Origin of the sequence: Trichocoleus sp. DQ-A3, assembly GCF_039961975.1 — a bacterium.
Taxonomy (GTDB): Bacteria; Cyanobacteriota; Cyanobacteriia; order Cyanobacteriales; family FACHB-T130; genus FACHB-T130.
This window is the reverse complement of record NZ_JAMPKC010000055.1, coordinates 1-8400: the sequence shown is the minus strand read 5'-3', so window position 1 is coordinate 8400 and position 8400 is coordinate 1. Positions and strand designations below refer to the sequence as shown.

The window sequence follows — 8400 nt, the reverse complement described above, 5'->3', positions numbered from 1 at the left end:
TTTTCAGGACGGTATCGCAACCGCAGAAAGCGCTTTGGCTTGCGTTTAAACCTAATTGCTGGCTTGCTCAACTACGAACTGGCACACCCTTCATGATTCATGCAGGAGGTCTAGTATTTCTGGGATTGAGAGCGCTTTCAGACCGGAACGGGCGATCGCCTCCGCGCTAGGTTCCACAAAAATGACCTACAACCGTTTGCCCATAATACCGTTTCACTAAATGCCTGATGGGGAGATCGTGGGTGGCTTTTCGACTAAACCTAGATCAGAGGGTAGAGCAACATAAATGAAATGGTCTACCCATTGCTCGTTCTCATACAGAAAGCCGCGACGAATGCACTCCTTCTGCATACCCACACTTTGAGCCAATGCAATTGATGCTTGATTATCCAGATTAATGGCGGCTTCGATGCGATGATAACCCAACGTCTCAAACCCAGCAATTAGTGTGGCGCGAACTGCTTCCCTGCCGAAACCTTGCCTCCAGTGTTGATTGTGAATTTCGTATCCTAAAATTGCCCACTGATGTTCTGTGCGACGAATCGTTGAGAGATCGATGTTTCCAAGATGCTGAGCGGTTTGACGAGAAAAAATACCGAATACGAAAACCCGATCGGTTAACGCCTGCTGTTGATGACGCTGACACAAATCTGCAAACCAGCTGCGATCGCAGTGATTCAAACTAACCAGCCCATCATCGTATTGATGCTGTTTTGGCAATCGCCCAGAAAAGCCAGCGTACCAATTCTCATAATCACTTGGTTGCTGGGGACGAAGGATCAGCCGTTCAGTATTAATGGTTAATGCCCAGAAAATTCCCCTCATTTTCTTCGCAGAGGCAACTTATTTCTATACCACTACTGCAATGTCTTTCATAGTGTTGTAAGTGAGGTCTTTACTTGGGTTTACTGACAAACCGATGAGGTGAATTCGTTAATCCAAGCTGTTCGCACCTCAGCAGATTGATTAGCCTGCCAAACTCTGCCGCTAATTATATCCCAGCAGGTTAACCAGCCCTTGCCGTAAACCCAAGTATCGATGCAGACAGCATAACCAATATGGCGAGGGATACCACTGGTTTGAACAGTATGTCCGCACACTAGCGTTTTACCAGAACAGTGCCGCTGGACGTACTCAAACGGTTCCCACAACAGGATGTGTTCTGGTTGCTCGGCAAGAGGCATCTCTGGATGAGCGTTAGCGTGTACAAATAAATGTGTGTCTGTCTCGTACCAGTTGACACACACTTTCTTCAGGAATTCCCAATGGTTATCAGGTACATCCGCTAGCTTACCCGCCTTACCCGTGACTGAGTAAGAAGCGAGCGTTTTATCACCACCACAATTAAGCCACGGCAATTCCCAGGCACTATTTTTATAAGCTTGTAACATCATGCGCTCATGATTGCCACGAAGAGCTACTAGCTGTTCTGTGTTATGGAGTGCAATGAGCCGATTAAGAATGCCTTTGGAGTCAGGGCCGTGGTCTACGTAGTCGCCAAGAGTCACTACTCGGTCTTCCGGCTGTAAATCTACAGCAGCTATGAGTTCTTCAAACGCTGTCGAACAGCCGTGAATATCTCCAATCGCTAGAATACGCATAGTTTGGTTAACAGCTCATTTTTGCATTGAGTTATTCATACCCCAAAGAGTGTGTTATTGCAGGGATGGAGGTAGGCTCTTTCGCGATTTTCAAGAGCGATTAATAATAGCATTCACTTTTCTTTATCCCGTGGAGAAGAAGGTTGAGTAAGCGTGTAATTATAGAACTTGCAGCGCTTTTGAAGGGTGGAAATGGGATTGAGCAAATAGCTTCCTTCACTGTTTTGTAGATGCTTATATAAATCAGGCATTGCTTTAGGGCTAGCTATTTCACCCAGTACATCTGCTGCACTAGAACGAACACCAGAGTATTTGTCTTCAAGAGCTTTAATTAATGGCTTAACTGCTGCTTTTGCTCGAATTTCACCCAGTGCTTCCGCTGCTTTAAGGCGAACCGAATCGCCTTCATCTTCTAAAGCTTTAATTAATGGTTTAACCGCAGCTTTTGCTCCGATTTCACCCAGCGATTCTGCTGCTTTAAGACGAACCGAATCGCCTTCATCTTCTAAAGCTTTAATTAATGGTTTAACTGCTGCTTTTGATCCGATTTTACCCAATGCTTCTGCTGCACTAAAACGGACATAAGAATTTTCATGTTTTAAGGCTTTAACTAAAGGTTTAATTACTGCTTTTGAGCGGTTTTTACCCAACTCATCTGTTGCCCTCCAACAAACAGAACGATCTTCATTTTCTAGGGCTTTGATTAACACTTTAATTACTGCTTCCGACTGGATTTTGCTCAAAGTTAGTACTGCACTAGGACGAATATCAGAGTATTCATCTTTTAAAGTTTTAGCTAACGGTTGAACCGCTGCTTCCGACGGAATTTTATTCAACGCCTCTACTGCTAGCCAACGCACCTCAGAGTCTTTATTTTCTAAAGCTTTAATTAACAGTTCAATCCCTGCTTTTGATGAAATTTGTCTCAGTGCATATATTGCATTACAACGAACATAAGAATTGTCATCTTCTAGGGCTTTACTTAACGCTTGAATCATTGCTTTTGATGGAATTCTACCCAGCAATTTTTGCGCCCTCACACGAACAGAAAAATCATCATCTTCTAGACCTTTGTTTAATGCTTGAACTGCTACTTTCGATGGATTTTTTCCGAGTGCTTCTACTGCCCGTAAACGAACAGAGTCGTCTTCATCTTCTAAAAGTTTAATTAATGGTTGAATTACTGCTTCCGAGGGGATGTTACCCAGTGCAGATGCCGCCATATAGCGAACAGAATTGTCTTCATCTTCTAGGAGTTTAATTAATGGTTGAATGGCTACTTCTGACCGAATTTGACCCAACGCATATATCGCGTTACGACGAACAGAAGAAGCTTCAACTTCTAGGAATTTAATTAACAGTTGAACGGCTATTTCTGAGCGAATTTTACCTAGCGCTTCTGCTGCCTTAGAACGAACTTCAATATACTCATCTTCTAAGGCTCTAATTAACGGTTCAACTACTATTTCTAACTGAGTTTCACCTAGAGCTTCTGCCGCCTTAATACGAACATAATGATGTTCATTTACCAGAGCTTTAAATAACGCTTGGATTGCTGTCGGCAGCGGGATTTTATCCAGCGCTTCTATCACCTTCTGACAATGAAACCAGCCTTCATTTTCTAAAACTTTACTTAAAACATGAACCGCTGCTTCTGACGGAATTTGACCCAGCACCTCTATCGCCCTTAAACGAACATAATAATCTTCATCTTCTAGAAGTTCACTTAATGCTTGAACCGCTGCTTCTGATGGTATTTTACCCAGCGCCTCTACCCCCCTAGAATGAAGATAGGAGCCTTTATTGTTGTCCAAAGTGTGTCTTAACAGTGGAATGGCATAGTCAGAACGGGTTATACTCAAAAGCGCAATCTTCAGCTCTTGAGAAATTTCTCTAGCGTCTATTAAAGCAATCGTTTGCTCCTGAAACTCTGGTTTTACCGCTCCAGCCAGCCTTGCTCCCAGTTGCAAATCCACCTCTAAGGCTAACTCGACCACTCGCAGTGCCTGCGCCTCATCTTCCACCAACTCCAGCATCAGTGCGAGGGTTGGAGTCCATTTAAGATAATTCAGATAGTCTCGTTTCAGCCTGTCCCCATCCTGAATCAGGTGCGGTAGCTGTTTGAGCAAGCATTCTGCGGTGTAATATTCCTGAATCAGTTGATGTTGAAATTCAATCTGGTCATTTGCTCCCAGTTGAATCAGGTGATGCTTGAGTAAATCCTCAATCCACGAGAAGGCGCAATCCTCCGGACAATTCACCTTACCTTGCAGAAATTCTATTAGCACGGCTTCGGCTTGATGTCTGGAAAGCACGACTTGCAACTGTGTCAGCTCATTCCCGTTCGTCATCATCCAGGCTAGGTGTTCCAACAGTTGGGGGCACCAACGGCGATACTCATTGGCAATTGGGACATCTTGAAAAAGCTTGCGGTCATAACGATTAGCGAACTGGCGAAACATTAAACCCAGGTTGGGGGGTATTTTGTTGCTGTTATCAACAAATACAGAACACAACATTTTTAACAGCAGTGGTGATTGCCCGAACTCCCGCAAGCGGCTCCCCAACTGCCTCAACATCTCCTCCCCCTGCCCCGACAGATAGGCTAAGGAGAAGTGCCGCATTTGCTCCTCCGTCAGGGGTTGCATCTCTAGCTTCCTGTCAATGTCGAGGTCGCCCTCTCTGCCCAAATCCTGCGTCGTGAAAACCATCGGTGTGTGTGGATTGTCCATCTGAAACGCTTTCAAATCTTGCCGCGCTTCTTCAGATGGCAACTCGTTGAGACCATCCAGTAATATCAAGAATCGCCCCTGAAATAGCAGTTCGTCTATCTCGGCATCTTGCAACCACAAGCCATGCCGCCTTAAGAAATCCTGAATTAAACTCAGCACCGAAGTTTGGTAATACCGAAGTTTTACTAGCACGGGAATTTTGGGAAGATCCTCCCCTGCCACCTTTAACAAGGAGGGGGTAAGAGGTTGCTGTTCTTCCCCATCTCCCTTTCTCCCTCTCTCCTTCTGGGCTTCCTCCAACAACAACCGCGCCAACGCCGTTGATTTCCCCGAACCCGGACGCCCTACCAACAATACGTGTTCCGAAGCATACTTTCGCAGCCCTTCCAGAATACTCAAGCGCTCCACTCTCTCTTGACTATTGCCTCCCCTCTGACTGTCAGGCTGAATCGTCTGCACCATGAGAGTAAAATCCAACAATACTGATGATGTTTGCGACCCTTCCCGCTTTTGTCCCTCCCAATTCATAATCGTGTAAACGTTCCACCATTGGGCGTAAGCGTTGCAGAGTGAATCTAAATAGGGATTCCAGTTAACCATGTCAATATGCTTGAATCGAGATGCTTTATATTGCTACAAAGGCTATTCCATTATTTCCAAATCTTTTTGGAAACGTATAGAGTGTTGTACGTTGTTAAGCAGACTTAAGCCAAATCCCAAAGTTTTAATCACCACAAGAAAACTCTAGTCTACTTTTTGGGGCTTTTTTCTGAATGGCATTAGTAGATTTTAGTCATTCAGTCAGTCGCTCACCAAAAACTTTGGTAATTTCTTCTAAAGATTCGTCAGATAGTTTTTGCAATATTGCAGCAAAGGCTTCCGGGCAAACTTTCCACAAGCGATTAGACAGGCATTCGATTATCAATTCTCGTCGTGTTGAGCGTTAAGAGGGGTCTATTTAATGATGTGTAACTTGAGGTACTCACTATGACAACATTTCTGGAGCGATACAAAAGCGGGGAATACGAGCAAGTGTGGGATGAATTGTTAGCAAGAGGATCATCGATTAGGAACGAACCACTGCTAGAAGATGCCCTTGCTGTTGCACGGGAAACGATGGCTAGAACTCGAACAAACATCGAAATGCTAATAGAGCGTCTCCAGGCAATAAATTAGGAATTTGAAGACCCTGGAATTGTTTTCATATCGCCACAACCAGATATTCGCGAGCAGATAGCCTCCCTGGAAAGCCTTGCTGGAGTAATACCGCTATCACTTCGAGCTTGGTACGAGATTGTGGGAACAGTTTCTTTAAGGGGTTTTCATCCTGACTGGGGCAAGTTCTTTGCTTTTGCACTCGTTGTTGACCCGCTTGATTATGTACTTGTGGAGTGTGATGCTTGGAAATACGATTGCGATGAAGAACCATTTCAGTTTCCGGTCGCTACACGTCCTGACGGTGGAATCCCCTATGTTATTGAGGTGCCTAATGCCTCAATTGATGCGCCTTTGTTGGAAGAGCTGCATAGCACTACCTTTGTCAATTACCTGCGGATTTGCTTTCGCTGGGGAGGATTCCCTGAATTTGAGAAGTACCGAAGGGATAACGAAATATACCTAAAACATTTCCAGAAGCTCAAGAGTAAGGAAGCCATCCCTACCAAAAAATCTTTGGGGGAAAACATAAAGGATACCGAATCTCGTATCCAAGAAATTGACAGTATAATCACCTATTTAAGTGAAAATTTGCTCCCACTATAAACGTTTTTTTTGAGCAACTCTCAATCGCTAAGGAAAAATTAGGAAGACAAAGACCTTATAAAAAGTCAATGGTTTTACTAATTGATTAATGAACACCCTCTCAAGAATTAATAAAATAGCTTCCTATAACAGGAGGCTTAGCTGCGCTAATTATCTCCTGTTTTTTGATAAGGAAGCATAATTTGTTTCAGATAAACGATTACGCGCAATAAATTCCTGCATTGTTCATCTGAGTTAAAGCAGTGCGTCGGAAAGAATTGTTTCTAAGAAAAGATTTTTCATACCTTCCTCTGCAATTGGAGTGAAAGAAGGGGAAAAAATACCCCAGCTAGAAGAGCCAGGGTACAAATAGCATCGAAAACTAATTGCAGTCGTATCACTGCATTCACTCCACATTTTAGGGGTTGCAGCTAGTTACGCTCAGTCCTCTCAAAAATTCAAGAACAGGATACAGCAGCGTTCCTCTGTAGAACTGTTACGGGCAATACTTCGTAGTGACTTTCCAATCAACGGTTGCAAAACGAACCTTAAGGAGGCGGACGTAGTTAGAACCAATATATTAACTAACTAACCTCACAATATGTTGTTCTATCGCCTTTTGATTTCCAGGGAGGTTTCTGAATTTTTCGCGATAATTGGTTAAAAAATTGTTAAAGCAGGTTGACAAAATACCCCCGGTAACATTCCTGTAATCGGCAATATGGGTAGCAGTTTTTTCACCGAAATTAGTGCTAGAACTGGGTGTACTAACTTTGGGTGTGGGCTGCTGTACTGGTGTTTGTGGTGACTGAGTGGCTGGACATCCAACCAACCCAAGCAAGACCAACGCGATCGCTAACACTCGAACGCGATGATGAGCGAATAGATTTTTGAGAGTTTTCAACGGATTAGCACTTCCCTTACAACAAACGTGTCTCTGAGTTCTAGGGGATAGTATAAGATTGCGCTTGCTCCCCTTTCTTTAGTTCGCTTCGGGTAACGAAGGTGAGAAAATAGCTTTCTAGAACCACACTTCTGATAAGTAAATGAGCCGTCTAGCCGCGAAAACTCTGGTGCTGACAACACCGCTGCCACTGACCCAACACCCGGCTGCGGTATATTTGGATGGGCTGGCGGATGGTTCCAGACCGACTATGAGACAGGCATTGGATGCGATCGCTCGGCTTCTCACGAACAATCAGTGCGATGCAATAACACTGAATTGGGCAGCCCTCCGGTATCAAAACACTGCGGCTATCCGCACGGCACTGATGAAACGATACGCCCCGGCGACGGCGAATAAGATGCTGTGTGCGTTGAGAAGAGTGCTCAAAGAGGCGCTGAGATTAGATTTGATGGATGCGACCGATTATGCTCATGCTGTGGATTTTCCGAGCGTCGGGGTCACAAAAGGACTCAGAGGACGGGCACTGAGTCAGGATGAAATTGCCGCGCTCTTTCAGGTGTGCGTTGATGACGCAACACCCACGGGTGCTAGAGATGCGGCGCTCATCGCTATTTTGAGGGGCGCTGGATTGCGTCGGGCTGAAGCAGTCAACTTGGACTTGAAAGACTTTAACGCCAGCAGCGGTCAGCTGGAAGTGCGCGATGGGAAGGGTGGGAAAGACCGGACGGTGTATCTGTCGAGTGTAGCGAGCGTACTTGTGGAAGATTGGCTTGTCGTCAGAGGCTTGTCACCGGGACCGTTGCTGTGTCCAATTCGCAAGGGCGGACGAGTGGAACTGCGGCGGATGACTCCCCAAGCGGTGTTATTGATTGTGCAAAAACGCGCTACTGAAGCGGGGGTAGCGTCGTTTTCTCCCCACGATTTTAGAAGAACCTTTTGTTCAGACCTCCTCGATGCTGGCATTGATATTGTCACGGTGCAGAAATTAGCTGGTCATGCATCACCAGGGACGACGGCGAAGTATGATCGACGCGGGGAAGAAACGAAGCGTAAAGCTGTGGAGCGGTTGGAGATTCCCTACACTCGGCAGGGGTGAGGGTGCGAGAGCATCTATCTGAAAATTTCGGAGGGAGTACCAAATTTGTAGTCCATCCTTCATAGGGGATATCAGTCGCGCCGATGAGGGATGCTACTGTACGCCATCGACGATTCTGTTTAATTGAGTGATCGCACTCAGCCTAAAGCTCATAATTTGCCCATGTTCAGGCCGGAAGCAAGATAAACCTTCGGAGTTAGCGATTCATGAATAGACCTCCTGCATGAATCAGGAGGCATGTGCCAGTTCGTAGTTCAGCAAGCCAGCAATTAGGTTTAAGCGCAAACCAAATCTCTGCCTGCGATTGCGATAACGTCCTGAAAA

At 45.3% G+C, this 8400-nt stretch carries 6 protein-coding genes and 2 pseudogenes; 4 read left to right on the top strand and 4 right to left on the bottom strand.

All coding sequences use genetic code 11. The features are described from left to right. Window positions 1-96 (top strand): annotated as a pseudogene (locus NDI44_RS28605) (IS5/IS1182 family transposase); the annotation flags it as partial. A gap of 120 nt (window positions 97-216) precedes the next feature. Here NDI44_RS28605 and NDI44_RS28600 read toward each other — a convergent pair. The 3 genes from NDI44_RS28600 to NDI44_RS28590 form a co-directional block, all read right to left on the bottom strand. Then, window positions 217-825, bottom strand: coding sequence for a GNAT family protein (locus NDI44_RS28600; protein ID WP_190415983.1), 609 nt, complete (start codon window positions 823-825; stop codon window positions 217-219). A gap of 80 nt (window positions 826-905) precedes the next feature. Then, the gene (locus NDI44_RS28595; RefSeq protein WP_190415982.1) at window positions 906-1601 is read right to left on the bottom strand and encodes a metallophosphoesterase family protein; all 696 of its coding nucleotides are present in this window, start codon (window positions 1599-1601) and stop codon (window positions 906-908) included. Window positions 1602-1714: 113 nt separating this feature from the next. Continuing rightward, on the bottom strand, window positions 1715-4933 hold the full coding sequence (locus NDI44_RS28590) for a HEAT repeat domain-containing protein (protein ID WP_190415981.1): 3219 nt from the start codon (window positions 4931-4933) through the stop codon (window positions 1715-1717). 387 nt (window positions 4934-5320) lie between these two features. On the opposite strand from NDI44_RS28590, the gene NDI44_RS28585 reads away from it, so the two are divergent. The 3 genes from NDI44_RS28585 to NDI44_RS28575 all read left to right on the top strand — a co-directional run bounded on the left by NDI44_RS28585 (window position 5321) and on the right by NDI44_RS28575 (window position 8076). After that, window positions 5321-5509, top strand: a complete 189-nt coding sequence (locus NDI44_RS28585) for a hypothetical protein (protein WP_190415980.1) — start codon at window positions 5321-5323, stop codon at window positions 5507-5509. Between the two features lie 120 nt (window positions 5510-5629). After that, window positions 5630-6094, top strand: a complete 465-nt coding sequence (locus NDI44_RS28580; RefSeq protein ID WP_190415979.1) for a hypothetical protein — start codon at window positions 5630-5632, stop codon at window positions 6092-6094. 1025 nt (window positions 6095-7119) lie between these two features. After that, the gene (locus NDI44_RS28575) at window positions 7120-8076 is read left to right on the top strand and encodes a tyrosine-type recombinase/integrase (protein WP_190415978.1); all 957 of its coding nucleotides are present in this window, start codon (window positions 7120-7122) and stop codon (window positions 8074-8076) included. A 228-nt stretch (window positions 8077-8304) separates the two neighbouring features. Here NDI44_RS28575 and NDI44_RS28570 read toward each other — a convergent pair. Continuing rightward, a pseudogene (locus NDI44_RS28570) lies at window positions 8305-8400 on the bottom strand (IS5/IS1182 family transposase); the annotation flags it as partial.